Below are 16,826 nucleotides of genomic sequence, written 5' to 3' on the forward strand. Positions count from 1 at the left end.
TTCCTGGGCCTGGATGTACGGGTCAAGGAGTCGGGGCGTTACAACGGTCGACGCAAGCTGAGCAAGCAAGGCGACTCGGAAACCCGACGCTTGCTTTACAACGCCGCCATGGCGGCAAGCAGGACCAAGGCTTGGCAATCCCGCTATCAGCAATACCTGCAGCGCGGTCTGAAGCGAACAGAAGCGCTGATCATCCTTGCGCGTAAATTAGCCCGTATTGCCTTCGCTCTGATGAAGACCCAACAGCCGTATCGACCTACGGTCGATACGGTGGGGTAGACATAGAATCTCCTACAGGGATTTGCATTGACTCTTTTTCCGGAGGCTCGAATGACCCAGGCAGACTTCATCATCATCGGCGGCGGCATTGCCGGTGCCTCCACCGGCTACTGGCTGTCGCGCCATGGCCGGGTGCTGGTGCTGGAACGCGAATCGCATCCGGCCTACCACTCCACCGGGCGCTCCGCCGCGCTCTATACCGCCGCCTATGGCACGCCCCAGGTACGCGCCCTGACCCTGGCCAGCCGGGACTTTTTCGATGCACCGCCGCAAGGGTTCTGCGAGCACCCGCTGCTGACCCCGCGCGGCGAAATGACCGTGGACTTCACCGGCGACCCCAGCGAGCTGAACAACCAGTACCTGAGCGCCAAGGCCACGGTGCCGGAGATGCAGCTGCTGAGCGCCGACGAAGCCTGCGCGCGCCTGCCGATCCTGCGTCGCGAGAAGGTCCACGGCGCCCTCTACGACCCAAGCGCCAGCGACATCGACACCGACGCCCTGCACCAGGGTTACCTGCGCGGCATCCGGCGCAACCAGGGCGAGGTGCGTACCGACTGTGAAGTGCTGGAGCTGAGCCGCGACGAACAAGGCCAATGGCAGGTACGGACCGCCGGCCAGACCTTCAGCGCGCCCATCCTGATCAACGCCGCCGGCGCCTGGGCCGACCAGGTCGGCGCCATGGCCGGCGCCCGGCCCCTGGGCCTGCAGCCGAAACGCCGCGCAGCCTTTATCTTCGCCGGCCCCGAAGGCGTCGATATCCACCACTGGCCGATGCTGGTGAGCCTCGACGAATCCTTCTACATGAAGCCCGACGCCGGCATGTTCCTCGGCTCGCCGGCCAACGCCGACCCGGTGGAGCCCCACGATGTACAGCCGGAAGAGCTGGACATCGCCATGGGCATCTACCAGATCGAAGAGGCCACCACCCTGACCATTCGCCGCCCGACCCGCACCTGGGCCGGCCTGCGCAGTTTTGTCAGCGACGGCGATCTGCTAGCCGGCTTCGACCCCCAGGTACCGGGCCTGTTCTGGGTCGCCGCGCAAGGCGGCTACGGCATCCAGACCTCGCCGGCCATGGGCCAGGCCAGCGCCGCCCTGGTGCGTGGCGAAGCCTTGCCGGAGCAACTGGCGCGCTTTGGCCTGGACGCCGCCATGCTCTCCCCCGCCCGCCTCGGCTGACCCCGCTCAGGTGACGCGCCCCAACGATTGCGGCACACTCGCAGCGCCCTGCCTCGCAGGGCGCTGACACCGCCTGGAGACCCACCCCATGACCTCACCCGCGCAGGACCCTGTCCTGGATAACTTCCGAGCGATCGCCGATGCCATCGCCACGCTGTTCTTCCCCCATGCCGAGGTGGTCATCCACGATCTGCGCACACAGAAGATCGACTACATCGCCAACAACATCTCCAAGCGCGAAGTGGGCGACGACTCCGCCCTCGAAGACATGCTCGGCGAGGACGCCAATGAGCGGAATATCGGCCCCTATGAAAAGCTCAACTGGGACGGCCAGAAGATCCGCAGCCTCAGCAGCGTGCTGCGCGACGGTAGCGGCCAGCCGCTGGCGGTGCTGTGCATCAACCTGAATATTTCGCTGTTCGAGAATGCCAAGGCGGCGCTGGACCTGTTCCTCTCGCCGAGCAAACTGATCCCGCAACCGGACTCGTTGTTTCGCGACGACTGGCAGGAGCGCATCAACACCTTCCTGCACAACTGGCTGCGCGAACGGCAGCTGGGCCTGAACCTGCTGACCCGCGAACATAAGCGCGAACTGGTGCTGGCGCTGCACGCCGAAGGCGCGTTCAAGGGCAAAAGCGCCGCCAACTATGTGGCCAACGTGCTGAACATGGGGCGGGCGACGGTGTACAAGCACCTGAAGGAATTGAAGGGCTGACGGCCCCCTGAAAAGCCTCGCTCCGACAAAACCGTAGGAGCGAGGCTTGCCCGCGATGGCGTCCTCACGAACGCCACGCGACATCAGTCGCCGTAGATGTCGGACTTGAAGTACTTCTCGGAAATCTTCTGATATTCGCCACTGGCGCGAATGCCATCGATGGCGCTATTCAACTGGCTGACCAGCTCGGTATTACCCTTGCGCACCGCGATCCCCGCGCCCTCACCCACGTATTTCGGGTCCTTCAGTTCCGGCCCTACAAACGCATAGCCCTTGCCGCGCGGCATCGACAGGAAGTCATTCAGCGGAATGGTGTCCGCGAAAATCGCATCGAGGCGCCCGGCCGCCAGGTCCATGTAGATCTCTTCGTTGTTGCTGTAGCGCTTGACGTTGATGCCCTTGGGCTCGAATACCTCGGTGGCGTAACGGTCGGTGGTGGTCGCCCGTTGCACACCGACGTTCTTGCCCTTGAGGCTGGCGTACTGATCATCGACCGTGGCGCCTTCCTTCATCACCAGCCGCGAGGAAGTGAAGTAGTACTTGTGGGTGAAGTCGACCGACTTCTTGCGGTCTTCGTTGATGGTCATCGACGACAGCGCCATGTCGATCTTTTTCACTTTCAAGGAGGGAATCAGGCCGTCGAATTCACCCTCGCCCCATAGGCACTTGACCTGCATCTGCGCACACAGGGCATTGCCGATGTCGTAGTCGAAACCGACGATCTCGCCCTTGTCGGTTTTCGAGGCGAACGGCGGATAAGCCGCCTCGATGCCGATGCGCAGGGTTTTCTCGGCGGCGAACAGGCTGCTGCACGCCAACAGGCTCAGGGCCAGGCCACTGATGAGGGGGAGTTTCTTCATGTTCGTTCTCTCGCGGGTTGTTGTTGGTTTGGCAAGACAGAAGAAAGGGGTGAAACGGTGGAGCCTTGTTTGTACTTTTAAATCCATACTGGACTTTTACGTATATTTCGTCAACGCAGCGGACGCGGTTCAGCCGGCCTTTGGTCGAGAGGCAGAAATGGGAAAAAACAGGGAAATGGAGGGTGCAGTTGAGGACCTGCGGTCAAGACGGATGGATCAGGCAATCATTCTTTCCAACGGTCCGCCGCCGCGTGATCGCTGTCGCGACCTTCCACCCAGCGCGGGCCGTCGGCGGTGGTTTCCTTCTTCCAGAACGGTGCGCGGGTTTTCAGGTAGTCCATGACAAAGGCACAAGCGTCGAACGCCGCCTGGCGGTGGGCGCTGGCGGCGCCGACAAAGACGATCGGCTCGCCCGGCTCCAGCGCGCCGATGCGATGCAGCACTTCCAGCTTGAGCAGCGGCCAGCGCTGTTCGGCCTCGGCGGCGATCTTGCCGAGGGCCTTTTCGGTCATGCCCGGGTAATGCTCAAGAAACATCCCGGCCACCTCCAGGCCATCGTTGAAATCACGCACGTAGCCGACAAAGCTCACCACTGCGCCGACGCCGACATTCGCCGCATGCATCGCGTTGACTTCCGCCCCCGGATCGAAGGCGCCCGATTGCACACGAATCGCCATGTCAGCCCCCGGTCACAGTAGGAAAAAACGCCACTTCGTCGCCGTCGCTCACTGGCTCGTCGAGCTGGCACAGGTCTTCGTTGCGGGCGCACATCAGGTTCTGCTCGCTGAGCACCTCGGCGCCCTCGCGTTGGGCCAGCAGGGCGCGCACATCGTCGACCGTGGCGAAATCGCCGGCGACCCGCAGCGAATCCACGCCCAGCGCCTCGCGATAGCGGGCGAAAAACTTCACAGTCAGGTTCATTGTTCATCCGCCTGGTAATGACCGCTCTTGCCGCCCAGCTTCTCCAGCAAGCGCACACCTTCGATGGTCATGCCGCGGTCCACGGCCTTGCACATGTCATAGATGGTCAGGGCGGCGACGCTGGCGGCGGTCAGGGCTTCCATTTCCACCCCGGTCTGCCCGGCCAGCTTGCAGCGGGCAACGATGCGCACGCTGTCCTCGCCTTCGGCGCTGAGCTCGACCTTGACGCTGGTAAGCATCAGTGGATGGCACAGGGGGATCAGATCGCTGGTCTTTTTCGCCGCCTGGATGCCGGCGATGCGCGCCACGGCGAACACATCACCCTTGGGGTGACCGCCGCTGACGATCATTTGCAGGGTTTGCGGGAGCATGCGCACCCGGGCTTCGGCCGTGGCTTCGCGGGACGTCACGGCTTTGTCGGTGACGTCGACCATATTGGCGCGACCTTGGGAATCGAGATGAGTCAGCACAGCCTTACTCCTGATCAGGAAAGGCGATTGTAAACCCGAGGGTCAAATTTCCGCACGCTTGATTACGCGATCCTTGTAGCCGCTGGCGCAGCCTGCGATCGGCCGCGTAGCGGACGTGATCCGGACTTCCCCAGGGTTACCGGGGAAATGCAACAGGTCCTCTGGCGTCTGCTGCGCAGCCGATCGCAGCCTGGCAGCAGCTACAGAAGATTTCATCCAGGCATAAAAAAACGGGCGGCCTCGCGGCCGTCCGTCTGGCGAGGGTTACAGATGGGATTCGGCGTATTCGGCCAGAATCGAGCGTGGAACCCCTTGCAGGGTGATGTGCACCCCGTTGGGGAAGTCCTTGAAGCGTTCAGTGAGGTAGGTCAGCCCGGAGCTGGTCGCGGACAGGTAAGGGGTATCGATCTGCGCCAGGTTGCCCAGGCACACCACTTTGGAACCGGCGCCGGCACGGGTGATGATGGTTTTCATCTGGTGCGGGGTGAGGTTCTGGCATTCGTCGATCAGGATCAGGCTCTGCTGGAAGCTGCGGCCACGAATGTAGTTGAGGGATTTGAACTGCAGCGGCACCTTGCTGAGGATGTAGTCGACGCTGCCATGGGTGCTTTCGTCATCCATGTGCAGGGCTTCGAGGTTGTCGGTGATGGCGCCGAGCCAGGGCTCCATCTTTTCCGCTTCGGTGCCCGGCAGGAAGCCGATCTCCTGGTCCAGCCCCTGCACGCTGCGGGTGGCGATGATGCGCCGATAACGCTTGCTGACCATGGTCTGCTCGATGGCCGCGGCCAGGGCCAGGATGGTCTTGCCTGAACCTGCTGCCCCGGACAGGTTGACCAGATGAATGTCCGGATCGAGCAGGGCGAACAGCGCCAGGCCTTGATAAATGTCGCGCGGTTTCAGGCCCCAGGCTTCCTGGTGCAACAGGGGTTCCTGATGCAGGTCGAGAATCAGCAGCACATCGGCGCGAATCTCCTTGATCCAGCCGACAAAACCCTGTTCGTCGATGATGAACTCGTTGATGTGCACCGCCGGCAGGTTGTCGGTGAGTTGCACCTGGTGCCAGGTGCGGCCGTGATCCTGGCGGGTTTCCACCTTGCTCACGCGGTCCCAGAAGGAGCCGGTCATGTTGTGGAAGCCGTTGGGCAGCAAGGCCACGTCGTCGACCAACTGGTCGGTGCTGTAGTCCTCGGCGGCGATCCCGCAAGCGCGCGCCTTGAGGCGCATGTTGATGTCTTTGGTCACCAGCACCACGCGCAGCTCCTTGTCGCGCGCGTGCAGGTCGATCAACTGGTTGATGATGATGTTGTCGTTGAGATTTTCCGGCAACAGGCTGTTGGGCTCGGAGCGCTTGCTCATGAGGATCGACAGCAGGCCTTTGGGGCCGCTCTTGCCACGCTGGATAGGCACACCCAGCTCGACGTCTTCAGGCGAGGCCTCACCCAGGGTCTTGTCGATCAGGCGAATGGCCTGGCGGCATTCCGCTGCAACGCTGTGATGGCCGCTCTTGAGCTTGTCGAGTTCCTCCAGGACGATCATCGGGATCGCCACATGGTGTTCTTCGAAGTTCAGCAGGGCGTTTGGATCGTGAATCAATACATTGGTATCGAGTACATAAAGGATTGGCTGGTTGGAGGAAGGGCTACGTCCGTGGTCATCCATACTCGGTCACCTTATGTGGGGGCCAGTCGACGCAATACCATGGCGGTGCTGCGCCTCGAATTGACCGTCGAATTCACCCGCAGGGGTTCGAGTGAAGTGCACACAAAAGGAGTCTTGGGAGACGCCACCTGTGTTGCAGGTTTCGGCGGTCTGACTTCGTAATACTCCAAAACCTGTGACAGGAAAAAGCACTTTGACGCTTTTTTTAAGTTTATTTTGCAGAGTGACGAATAGCCCTTGGCGCGCTGCCCCGGCACCGTTAAAGTCGTAAGTCCGCCTGCCTCGAAATCCTGGCCAAAATCGGCAAAAACCTCCTCTCTCCCCCGTAAATACGGACCTTTCGTCGTTTCTAGCGAAACGCGTCCTGACAATCCTCCCAACCGATTCCGCTCTGCGCCGTCTGCGTCAGCAACCAGGGCAATGCCGTCTTCACCGCGTCCTGCCGGGCGTTGAAATTGATCACCCCGTGCCGCCACAACAGCATCAGGGTCAGCACCCGCTGGCCACTCTGTTCGCCCTTGAGCTTGCCGGCGCCGTCCTGCGGATCGATGTCCCACAGCGCCACCTGCAAACCCTGTGCATTAAAGAAGGCCTGCGCATCCGTCCGGCGCTGGCCGTAGGGCGGGCGAAACAGCGGCACGTAGTTTTCCGGCAACTTGCCCTTGGCCAGTTCGACGCCGCGCTCGATCGAGTCCTGCCAGTCCTGCCAATGACTGTGGGAACGATACTCCCAGCCCAGCACACCCACGCACTGCTGCGAATACAGGGCCTGCAGGCTGGCCACCGAACGCTGCTCCAGGCGGCTCTGCAACTCGCTGCCAAGTACGAAGAAGGTGCCGTTCATGTTCGACTTGCGCAGGTATTCGGTCAGCCAGGGGGTGTTGTCCGGGGCGAGATTGGCGGCACTGTCGAAGGTCAGCAAAAACAGCCGGTCATTGAGCTCGTCGCCATTGCGCTCGTAGTCGCCAAAACGCTCGATCTCGCTGGCGGTCTGGGGAAACAGCGCGGCCTTGCGCAGCAGCTCGTCCAGATATTGCTCATGGAAGGCCCGGCTTGGTTCGGCCCAGCGGGCGTAATAGGAGTCGTCGCCCAACTGGAACTTGCCGGCCTGCTCGCGCAGGGTGTCCATGTCTTCCACCAGGAAACAGAAGGAAGCGTCCTGGTCGCAGCTCTGCTGGGCGAAGTTGTAGTTGCTCAGCAATTGCCGCCAGAGCCGCTGGCGAACGGCATCGATCGACGCCATGTTGATGATCCGCAGGCCCAGGCGCTGCTTCAACGAGGCTTCATCCCAGGCCTCGCTGTCCAGCAGGGCGCGGGCGAAGGTGAGGATCTCCGCCCGTGACGCCACGTCGAACAGGGTCGGGTTGCCGAGTTGTTCCGGCCAGGTGCTGCGATCCAGGGTCGCCACCTCGTTCGGCGCCGCCAGGGCGCCGAAACTCAATAGCCAGATCGAAAGAAAAAACGCGCTGCGCAAAGGGATGTCTCCATAACAAAACCCGCGCGGCACTATAGCCGATGCCAGCCTCTCGGCCCTATTGCCTAGGCCGCTCCCCTTCCCTTTATAAAGAGCAGACACGCGCCTCCCTGCAGCAGGCCATCGCCGATCGACGGACGACCGGCGGCATGCCCTATTGCCTTCATAGGTGGAGTCAAAGCGCCCAAGCCCCTAGAATCCCCCGACGCTTACAGGAGACGACTTCATGCTGATGGTGATTTCACCCGCCAAGACCCTCGATTTCGAGACCCCGCCCGTCACTCAACGCTTCACCCAGCCGCAGTACCTCGATCACTCTCAGGAATTGATCTTGCAATTGCGCGAACTGAGCCCGGCGCAAATCAGCGAACTGATGCACGTCTCCGACAAGATCGGCGGCCTCAATGCCGCGCGCTTCGGCAGCTGGACCCCGGCCTTCACTCCGGCCAATGCCAAGCAGGCGTTGCTGGCGTTCAAGGGCGACGTGTACACCGGCCTGAATGCCGAAACCCTGAGCGAAGCCGATTTCGACTACGCCCAGCAGCATCTGCGCATGCTCTCCGGCCTGTACGGCCTGCTGCGCCCGCTGGACCTGATGCAGCCCTATCGCCTGGAAATGGGCACCAAGCTGGCTAATGCCCGCGGCAAGGACCTGTACGCCTTCTGGGGCACGCGCATCAGCGAATGGCTCAACGAAGCCCTGGCCGAACAGGGCGACGACCTGCTGCTCAACCTGGCTTCCAACGAATACTTCTCGGCGGTCAAGCGCACGGCCCTGAACGCCCGGATCATCAATACCGAGTTCAAGGACCTGAAGAACGGCCAGTACAAGATCATCAGTTTCTACGCCAAGAAGGCTCGGGGCATGATGAGCCGCTTCGTCATAGAAGAACGCATCAACGACCCGGCGGCCCTCAAGCAGTTCGATGTCCAGGGTTACCGCTACAGCGACGAACAGTCGAAACCCGATAATCTGGTTTTCCTGCGCGATCACGCACCGGAATAACGCACGCGGTCGATGCACTGGTTTCGCGCAAACGAGTGCGTCGACGAGCGGTCACTTTCCTCTTTGACTCCCGCCAAAACGCCAAACAATTGGCGCCAAAATATTTTCTTCTGAATTTATAACTTTTGTTTCACTCGACAGAGGTCATTTTTTTCAGTAGTGGCACACAAATTTTTTATCGGTAGTGGCATAAAAATATCCCCGCGCTTTAACTCCCCATAACTAAAGGCTGAAATGGTAAGTGCTATCAATATGAAAGCAGTGCCATCTTTTGCAATATTTCAAGAAATTTCAGAAAACAGGATCAGCGGTCTGGAACTATGTCCTGAACCACCGCTCATACCACCGGTAACGATTCTCAACGAGTTTGTAGGAGATGACTTACATGGAATCCAACGACAGTAGCGAAGTTGTCATATTATCCTGACCTACTGCTCAGGAACTCGAACTTAGGGTCAATACACAGGAGATAATGCACCATTACTATCCCCTACAAGGCCATGGCATAGCCCGCCTTAAAACGCTTCCGGGAGCGTGTAACTACCTGATTATCATGGGCCTGCTCCTATAAATCAGGATTATCGCCAACCTCGGAGCTGCCTTCCAGCAGGAAGGACGGCGACATTTAAGGGCAGCCCCTACAACAAGGCCAAGTTGCGCACAACTTGAGTGCAATTATTTAGACACTCGGAACTTAGTCTGCCTGCACTGGATATCTCAACGCCTGCTCGTTGAACTTCCGAGTGCGCAATTAAAGCTGGCAAACATTAACTCCGGCCATCTAATGGCGTGAATAACACAGAGGTAAATGCGATGCGCATCAGCATATTTGGTTTGGGTTACGTCGGTGCAGTATGTGCCGGTTGCCTGTCTGCACGGGGCCATGAGGTCGTTGGCGTCGATGTTGCCAAGGACAAGATCGATATGATCAACGCCGGTAAATCGCCGATCGTTGAACCGGGTCTGGGTGAACTTCTGGCGCAAGGTATTCAAACCGGTCGTCTGCGCGGAACCACCAACTTCGCCGAGGCGATTCGCGACACCGACTTGTCCATGATCTGTGTCGGCACGCCCAGCAAGAAGAACGGCGACCTGGAACTCAACTACATCGAAGCGGTATGCCGCGAGATCGGTTTCGTCCTGCGTGACAAGACCTCCCGCCACACCATCGTGGTGCGCAGTACCGTACTGCCGGGCACTGTCGCCAACGTGGTGATCCCGATCCTCGAAGACTGCTCCGGCAAGAAGGCCGGCGTCGACTTCGGCGTCGCGGTCAACCCTGAGTTCCTGCGTGAAAGCACCGCGATCAAGGACTACGACTTCCCACCGATGACCGTGATCGGCGAATTCGACAAGGCCTCGGGCGACGTCCTGCAATCGCTGTACGAAGAACTCGACGCACCGATCATCCGCAAGGACATCGCTGTCGCCGAGATGATCAAGTACACCTGCAACGTGTGGCACGCCACCAAGGTCACCTTCGCCAACGAGATCGGCAACATCGCCAAGGCCGTCGGCGTCGATGGCCGTGAAGTGATGGACGTGGTCTGCCAGGACAAGACCCTCAACCTGTCCCAGTACTACATGCGCCCGGGCTTCGCCTTCGGCGGTTCCTGCCTGCCCAAGGACGTGCGCGCCCTGACCTTCCGCGCCGGCTCCCTGGACGTCGATGCGCCGCTGCTCAACTCGCTGATGCGCAGCAACGAGTCCCAGGTGCAGAACGCCTTCGACATCGTCTCCAGCCACGACAAGCGCAAAGTCGCCCTGCTCGGCCTGAGCTTCAAGGCCGGTACCGACGATCTGCGCGAAAGCCCGCTGGTGGAGCTGGCGGAAATGCTGATCGGCAAGGGCTTCGACCTGAGCATCTACGACAGCAACGTCGAATACGCCCGCGTCCACGGTGCCAACAAGGACTACATCGAGTCCAAGATCCCCCACGTCTCGTCCCTGCTCAACGCGGACTTCGACTCGGTGATCGACAACTCCGACGTGATCATTCTCGGCAACCGCGACGAGAAGTTCCGCGCCCTGGCCGAAGACGTGCCGCATGGCAAGCAGGTCATCGACCTGGTCGGGTTCATGTCCAAGGCCACCAGCGCGAGCGGCCGGACCGAAGGTATCTGCTGGTAACCAGCGGTATCGGGGGCAGTCCCCCGTTCCTGTAGCCGCTGCCGCAGGCTGCGATCGAACCCGAAGGGTCGCGACGTACCTGCAACCGCCGGAGGTCCTGCGGACCTATCGCAGCCTCCGGCAACGGCTACAGGAATGTGCCCCCTTTGGCTTTTTTGCCTGCCTTAACCCCATCGGGCCACCCCACAGGCTCGCCCGAGATCGAGACGGATGCAGATTATGCACAGGCTAAAGCACGGCCTACTTCAGGCCGCAGGTTGGCTGTTTTTCTTGAGTTTACTGATGGGTCTCGCCCTGGCGTTGCCCGCGTCCACATTCGACTCCGAATCGAAGGACTTCATCTTCCTGATTGGCGCCGTGGGTATCTGGCGCTACTCGATGGGTGCCACGCATTTCGTGCGCGGCATGCTGTTTCTCTACGTGGTCTACCCGCACCTGCGCCGCAAGGTCCGCAAGCTGGGCAAGGCCGCCGATCCGTCCCACGTGTACCTGATGGTCACCAGCTTCCGCATCGACGCCCTGACCACCGCCCAGGTCTATGGCTCAGTGATCCGTGAAGCCATCGACTGCGGCTTCCCCACCACCGTGGTCTGCTCGATTGTGGAGATGTCCGACGAGCTGCTGGTGAAGAGCCTCTGGGCCCGCATGAACCCGCCGGCCCACGTCAAGCTCGACTTCGTGCGCATCCCCGGCACCGGCAAGCGCGACGGCCTGGCCTTCGGTTTCCGCGCCATCTCCCGCCACCTGCCGGACGACCGCGCCGTGGTCGCGGTGATCGACGGCGACACCGTGCTCGGCGAAGGCGTGGTGCGCAAGACCGTGCCCTGGTTCCAGCTGTTCGGCAACGTCGGCGGCCTGACCACCAACGAGTTCTGCGAAGTGCGCGGCGGCTACATCATGAGCGAGTGGCACAAGCTGCGCTTCGCCCAGCGCCACATCAACATGTGCTCCATGGCCCTGTCCAAGCGCGTGCTGACCATGACCGGACGCATGTCGGTGTTCCGCGCCAGCGTGGTCACCAACCCGGACTTCATCGCCGACGTGGAAAGCGACTCGCTGCAACACTGGCGCCTGGGCCGCTTCAAGTTCCTCACCGGCGACGACAAGTCCAGCTGGTTCAGCCTGATGCGCCTGGGCTACGACACCTTCTACGTGCCCGATGCGGCGATCAACACCGTGGAGCACCCGCCGGAGAAGAGTTTCATCAAGGCCAGCCGCAAGCTGATGTTCCGCTGGTACGGCAACAACCTGCGGCAGAACTCCCGGGCCCTGGGGCTGGGTCTCAAGCGCCTTGGCCTGTTCACCAGCGTGGTGCTGTTCGACCAGCGCGTGTCGATGTGGACCTCCCTGCTCGGCCTGACCGTGGCCCTGATCGCCAGCTTCAAGTACGGCACCGCCTTCATCCTGGTGTACCTGCTGTGGATCGGTATCACCCGCCTGCTGCTGACCCTGCTGCTGTCCTGCTCGGGGCACCGGATCGGCCCGGCCTACCCTTTGATCCTCTATTACAACCAGATCGTCGGGGCCCTGGTGAAGATCTACGTGTTCTTCCGCCTCGACCAACAGTCCTGGACCCGCCAACCGACTGCTCTGTCCCGTGACCTCGCCAGCTTTCAACGTTGGTTCAACACCTGGTCGTCTCGGACCATGACCTTCTCCGCCGGCAGCATTTTCGTCGCCGCGCTGCTGCTGATGGTCTGACCCGCCTTGCCTGAATTAACTAGGAAATCGCCCTTATGAACACCGCCGTGAACGTCAACGTAGTGCATGAATCCGAAGCCCAACGCCAACACGCCCGGGTCAAGATCCCGGCCAAACTGCGCTTCTTCGGCCCCGACCGGACCCCGGTCGAAGCGCGGGTCATCGACCTCTCGGCCGGCGGCCTGAGCTTCAACTGCGGGCAGCTGCCGATCAAGGTCGGCGACGTGCACAAGGGTCGCCTTCAGTTCGTCATCGACAACCTCGGGCTGGCCATGGACGTGGAGTTGCAGGTGCGCTCCGTGGATCGCCAGAGCGGCCGGGTCGGCTGTCAGTTCCAGAACCTCGAGCCCCAGGACATCTCGACCCTGCGCCAGCTGATCACCTCGCACCTGGCCGGCGACATCGTGACCATGGGCGACGTGCTCGCCACCCTGCAGCGCGACAACTTCACCAAGGCGCGCAAGAACAAGGACGCCGGCCACGGCATGAGCGCCCTGGGCCGCCTGCGCGCGGTGACCTTCAGCGCCGGGATCTTCGTCGTTGGCCTGGCGGCCTTCGGCTTCATCCTCAAGTCGGTGTACGGCATGTACTTCGTCAGCCACGCCCAGGCCGGCCTGGTCAGCGCGCCGGGGATGAACGTCACCATGCCGCGCGACGGCACCGTGCAGAGCCTGATCCAGGCCGACGGCGTGGCCGCCAAGGGCGCCCCGCTGGCGACCTTCAGCACCAGCATGCTCGACGTGCTCAAGGGCCACCTGAACGAAGACCAACTGCAACCGGCCAAGGTCGAGGAACTGTTCGGCAAGCAGATGACCGGCACCCTGACCTCGCCCTGCGACTGCACCGTGGCCCAGCAGATGGTTGCCGACGGCCAGTACGCCAGCAAGGGCGACGTGATCTTCCAGCTGGTGCCGCGCAACAGCCAGGCCAACGTCGAAGCGCGTTTCTCCTACCGCCAGTTCGCCGACGTGCGTCCAGGCACCAAGGTCAGCTTCCAGATCGCCGGCGAAGACGAGGTGCGCAGCGGCACCATCGTCAGCAGCACCAGCCTCAACGGCAGCGACCTGTCCTCGGACATTCGCGTGCAGATCAAACCCGACGCCCCGCTGAGCAGCACCTTCGCCGGCCGCCCGGTGGAAGTCAGCAGCGACCGCGGTCCGTCCGTGAACTGGCTGATCGACAAAGCCATGGCTGCCGGTCTCTAACCATGACTATTCATACCCCACTCCCGATGACGAAAACGGCCCCTGTAGCCGCTGCCGCAGGCTGCGATCGAGTGCAACGCACTCGTGAAGGGGATGAATGCAGTCTGGCGAACACAGCGCGCCGTCCAGAACCCGTCCGCTACGCGGCCGATCGCAGCCTGCGGCAGCGGCTACAGGGTTCGGCATTGCTGTTGCCTCTGGTGACCGCCATGGCCCTGGCCGGTTGCGCCGGCCTGCCCGACCAGCGCCTGGCCAACGAAGCCCTGAAGCGCGGCGACACTGTGCTCGCGGAGCAGAACTACCGGCAGCTGGCGGACCTGGGTTACAGCGACGCCCAGGTCGGCCTGGCCGATATCCAGATGGAAACCCGCGACCCGGCGAAGATCAAGCAAGCCGAGGCGACCTACCGCGCCGCGGCCGACACTTCGCCGCGGGCCCAGGCGCGCCTGGGTCGCCTGCTGGTGGCCAAGCCCGGCTCCACCGAAGCCGAGCACCACGAAGCCGAAGGCCTGTTGAAAAAGGCCTTCGCCAATGGCGAAGGCAACACCCTGATCCCGCTGGCGATGCTCTACCTGCAATATCCACAGAGCTTCCCCAAGGTCAACGCCCAGCAGCAGATCAGCCAATGGCGCAGCGCCGGCTACCCGGAAGCCGGCCTGGCCCAGGTGCTGCTGTACCGCACCCAGGGTACCTACGACCAGCACCTGGCCGAGGTGGAAACCATCTGCAAGGCGGCGCTGAACGTCACCGATATCTGCTACGTCGAACTGGCCACCGTGTACCAGAAACGCGGCCAGCCGGAGCAACAGGCCGAGCTGCTCAAACAGCTGCAGGCCGGCCACGCCCGCGGCGTCATCAGCGCGCAACGGGTCGACAGCGTGGCCCGGGTGCTGGGCGACGCCAGCCTGGGCAAGACCGACGAGAAAACCGCGCAGGCGCTGCTGGAGCCGATCGCTCCCGGCTACCCGGCCTCCTGGGTCACCCTGGCGCAACTGCTCTACGACTTCCCTGAACTCGGCGACGTCGACAAGATGATGCAGTACCTGGACAACGGTCGCGCCGCCGACCAGCCCCGCGCCGAACTGCTGCTGGGCAAGCTCTACTACGAAGGCAAGATGGTCCCGGCCGACGCCAAGGTCGCCGAAGAGCACTTCAAGAAGGCCCAGGGCAAAGAAGTCGCCGCCGATTACTACCTCGGCCAGATCTACCGCCGTGGCTACCTGGGCCAGGTCTATCCGCAAAAAGCCCTGGACCACCTGCTGACCGCCGCGCGCAACGGCCAGAACAGCGCCGACTTCGCCATTGCCCAACTGTTCTCCCAGGGCAAGGGCACCAAGCCCGACCCGCTCAACGCCTATGTCTTCAGCCAGCTGGCCAAGACCCAGGACACCCCGCAAGCCAACGAGCTTGCGCAACAACTCGAAGCCCAACTGCCGCCAGGCCAACGCGCCGAGGCCCAACGCCTGCTGCAACAGGAGCAGGCCGTGCGTGGCGCCTTGAGCCAGAACACGTTGGAACTGCACGCGCTGCAGGAAGAAGACGGTGAGGAATCCCTATGAAGTTCACTCCATCCAGCCACGCCAATCCTGTAGCCGCTGCCGCAGGCTGCGATCGAGCGCGTAGCGCTCGCCAACCGGGCGACCGAGATCTGTCAGTGGCACCGCGTGCGCAGGTTTTGCGGCTGCTGCGCAGCCAATCGCAGCCTGCGGCAGCGGCTACGGGAAAACTGTTCAGTCTGTCGAAACTGGGTGTGGCCCTGGGTTTTGCCCTGCTCTGGTCCAACCCGACGCTGGCGGCCGTCACCGACACCAAGAACTTCGGCCTGGAAGTGAAGATCACCGGCCAGTCCGAAGACGACCGTGACCTCGGCACCCTGGGCGGCGGCGACGTCAACGGCGTCGGCCTCGACCTGCGCCCCTGGGTCTACGGCGAAAGCGGCAACTGGAGCGCCTACGCCATGGGCCAGGCGGTGACCTCCACCGATATCATCGAGACCGACACCCTGCAGCAGTCCGACGGCGCCAGCACCGAAAGCAGCAACAACAGCGATCGCAAGAGCAAGAAGAACTACCTGGCGATGCGCGAGTTCTGGATCGGCTACAGCGGCCTCACCCCCTACCCGGGCGAGCAGTTGAAGTTCGGGCGCCAGCGCCTGCGCAACGACGATGGCCAATGGCGCGACACCAACATCGAAGCCCTGAACTGGACCTTCGACACCACCCTGCTGCGCGCCAACGTCGGCATCGCCGAGCGCTTCAGCGAGTACCGCACCGACCTCAAGGAGCTGGCGCCGGAAGACAAGGATCGCCTGCACGTCTACGGCGATGTGGCCTACCAGTGGACCCCAGGGCATTGGGCTGGCGTGCGCGCGCACCACAGCCACGACGACGGCAAGCTCGACTACCCGGTCCCGGGCGAAGCCACCGACTCCCTGGACAAGCGCCAGAACGGCGACCTGACCTGGCTCGGCCTGGAAGCCAACAGCGACGCCTACAACTGGCGCAACACCAACACCGTCAACTACTGGGCGAGCATCACCGGCATGAGCGGCGACCGCGACAAGGTCAACGCGCTGAACGCCGACGGTACCCGCCCGGCCCAGGCCAAGAGCGGCGAGAACCTCGACGGCTGGGCCACCGACCTCGGCGTGCGCCTGCGCCTGGACCCGAAATGGCAGGTCGGTGCGGCCTACGCCCGCGCCAGCGGCGACTACGAACAGAACGGCCTGGAAAGCAACCGCTCGAACTACACCGGGACCCGCTCGCGGGTGCACCGTTTCGGCGAAGCCTTCCGCGGCGAAATGAACAACATGCAGACCGCCACCCTGTTCGGTTCCTGGATGCTCGCCGACGAATACGACGCCAGCCTGATCTACCACAAGTTCTGGCGCGTGGACGGCAACAAGCCGGTGGGCAGCAACGGTATCAACGCCGTGGAAAACAACTACGACGACGCCACCGGCGCCCTGCTCTCCAGCTCGTCCCTGCCGCTGCGCGATGGCGAGAAAGACCTTGGCCAGGAAGTGGACCTGGTGGTCACCAAGTACTTCAAGCAAGGCCTGCTGCCGGCCGCGCTCAGCCAGTCGATCGACGAGCCTTCGGCGCTGGTGCGCTTTCGTGGCGGCGTGTTCAAGCCGGGCGATGCCTATGGCAAGAACGTCGACTCGTACATGCACCGCGCCTTTGTCGACGTGATCTGGCGCTTCTGATGCGAGCCGCCAAGGGAGT

15 protein-coding genes are annotated in these 16,826 nt (G+C 62.3%); 9 read left to right on the forward strand and 6 right to left on the reverse strand.

What is annotated here, in order from left to right; genetic code table 11:
* The 3 genes from CRO75_RS13070 to CRO75_RS13080 all read left to right on the forward strand — a co-directional run.
* Positions 1–279: transposase (locus CRO75_RS13070; RefSeq protein ID WP_143503879.1), on the forward strand; the 279-nt coding region annotated here is incomplete at its 5' end.
* Between the two features lie 51 nt (positions 280–330).
* The gene (locus CRO75_RS13075; RefSeq protein ID WP_097135831.1) at positions 331–1,458 is read left to right on the forward strand and encodes an FAD-binding oxidoreductase; all 1,128 of its coding nucleotides are present in this window, start codon (positions 331–333) and stop codon (positions 1,456–1,458) included.
* Between the two features lie 88 nt (positions 1,459–1,546).
* Positions 1,547–2,173, forward strand: a complete 627-nt coding sequence (locus CRO75_RS13080) for a transcriptional regulator (protein WP_009042281.1) — start codon at positions 1,547–1,549, stop codon at positions 2,171–2,173.
* A gap of 83 nt (positions 2,174–2,256) precedes the next feature.
* Here the strand turns inward: CRO75_RS13080 and CRO75_RS13085 are convergent, their stop codons facing one another.
* The 6 genes from CRO75_RS13085 to CRO75_RS13110 form a co-directional block, all read right to left on the reverse strand.
* Positions 2,257–3,033: an ABC transporter substrate-binding protein gene (locus CRO75_RS13085; RefSeq protein WP_097135834.1), complete on the reverse strand. Its 777-nt coding sequence runs from the start codon at positions 3,031–3,033 to the stop codon at positions 2,257–2,259.
* 224 nt (positions 3,034–3,257) lie between these two features.
* The gene (gene moaE, locus CRO75_RS13090; protein ID WP_009042279.1) at positions 3,258–3,710 is read right to left on the reverse strand and encodes a molybdopterin synthase catalytic subunit MoaE; all 453 of its coding nucleotides are present in this window, start codon (positions 3,708–3,710) and stop codon (positions 3,258–3,260) included.
* A gap of 1 nt (position 3,711) precedes the next feature.
* A complete protein-coding gene (gene moaD / locus CRO75_RS13095; protein ID WP_007932097.1) occupies positions 3,712–3,954 on the reverse strand; it encodes a molybdopterin converting factor subunit 1 in 243 nt (80 codons plus the stop codon).
* Positions 3,951–4,424, reverse strand: a complete 474-nt coding sequence (moaC, locus tag CRO75_RS13100; protein WP_009047097.1) for a cyclic pyranopterin monophosphate synthase MoaC — start codon at positions 4,422–4,424, stop codon at positions 3,951–3,953. The genes moaD and moaC overlap by 4 nt, the downstream gene beginning before the upstream one ends.
* A gap of 264 nt (positions 4,425–4,688) precedes the next feature.
* On the reverse strand, positions 4,689–6,083 hold the full coding sequence (locus CRO75_RS13105; RefSeq protein ID WP_007929389.1) for a PhoH family protein: 1,395 nt from the start codon (positions 6,081–6,083) through the stop codon (positions 4,689–4,691).
* 349 nt (positions 6,084–6,432) lie between these two features.
* A complete protein-coding gene (locus CRO75_RS13110) occupies positions 6,433–7,557 on the reverse strand; it encodes a polysaccharide deacetylase family protein (RefSeq protein WP_097135836.1) in 1,125 nt (374 codons plus the stop codon).
* Between the two features lie 226 nt (positions 7,558–7,783).
* On the opposite strand from CRO75_RS13110, the gene yaaA reads away from it, so the two are divergent.
* The 6 genes from yaaA (at position 7,784) to CRO75_RS13140 (ending at position 16,807) form a co-directional block, all read left to right on the forward strand.
* Positions 7,784–8,563 carry a peroxide stress protein YaaA gene (gene yaaA / locus CRO75_RS13115; RefSeq protein WP_097135838.1) on the forward strand — a complete coding sequence of 260 codons (780 nt, stop codon included), beginning with the start codon at positions 7,784–7,786 and terminating at the stop codon, positions 8,561–8,563.
* Positions 8,564–9,376: 813 nt separating this feature from the next.
* Positions 9,377–10,693, forward strand: a complete 1,317-nt coding sequence (locus tag CRO75_RS13120; RefSeq protein WP_097135840.1) for a nucleotide sugar dehydrogenase — start codon at positions 9,377–9,379, stop codon at positions 10,691–10,693.
* A gap of 216 nt (positions 10,694–10,909) precedes the next feature.
* Entirely contained in the window at positions 10,910–12,394 is a 1,485-nt protein-coding gene (gene alg8, locus CRO75_RS13125; RefSeq protein WP_172833405.1) for a mannuronan synthase, read from the forward strand.
* Between the two features lie 35 nt (positions 12,395–12,429).
* Positions 12,430–13,599, forward strand: coding sequence for an alginate biosynthesis protein Alg44 (locus CRO75_RS13130; RefSeq protein ID WP_062823610.1), 1,170 nt, complete (start codon positions 12,430–12,432; stop codon positions 13,597–13,599).
* Positions 13,600–13,625: 26 nt separating this feature from the next.
* Positions 13,626–15,158, forward strand: a complete 1,533-nt coding sequence (gene algK / locus CRO75_RS13135) for an alginate biosynthesis TPR repeat lipoprotein AlgK (protein ID WP_097135842.1) — start codon at positions 13,626–13,628, stop codon at positions 15,156–15,158.
* Complete coding sequence (locus tag CRO75_RS13140; RefSeq protein WP_239990580.1) at positions 15,155–16,807, forward strand: alginate export family protein; 1,653 nt, start codon at positions 15,155–15,157, stop codon at positions 16,805–16,807. Before algK ends, CRO75_RS13140 begins: the two co-directional genes overlap by 4 nt.
* Positions 16,808–16,826 lie beyond the last annotated feature (19 nt).

Origin of the sequence: Pseudomonas sp. LAMO17WK12:I10, from assembly GCF_900215185.1 — a bacterium.
GTDB lineage: Bacteria > Pseudomonadota > Gammaproteobacteria > Pseudomonadales > Pseudomonadaceae > Aquipseudomonas > Aquipseudomonas chlororaphis.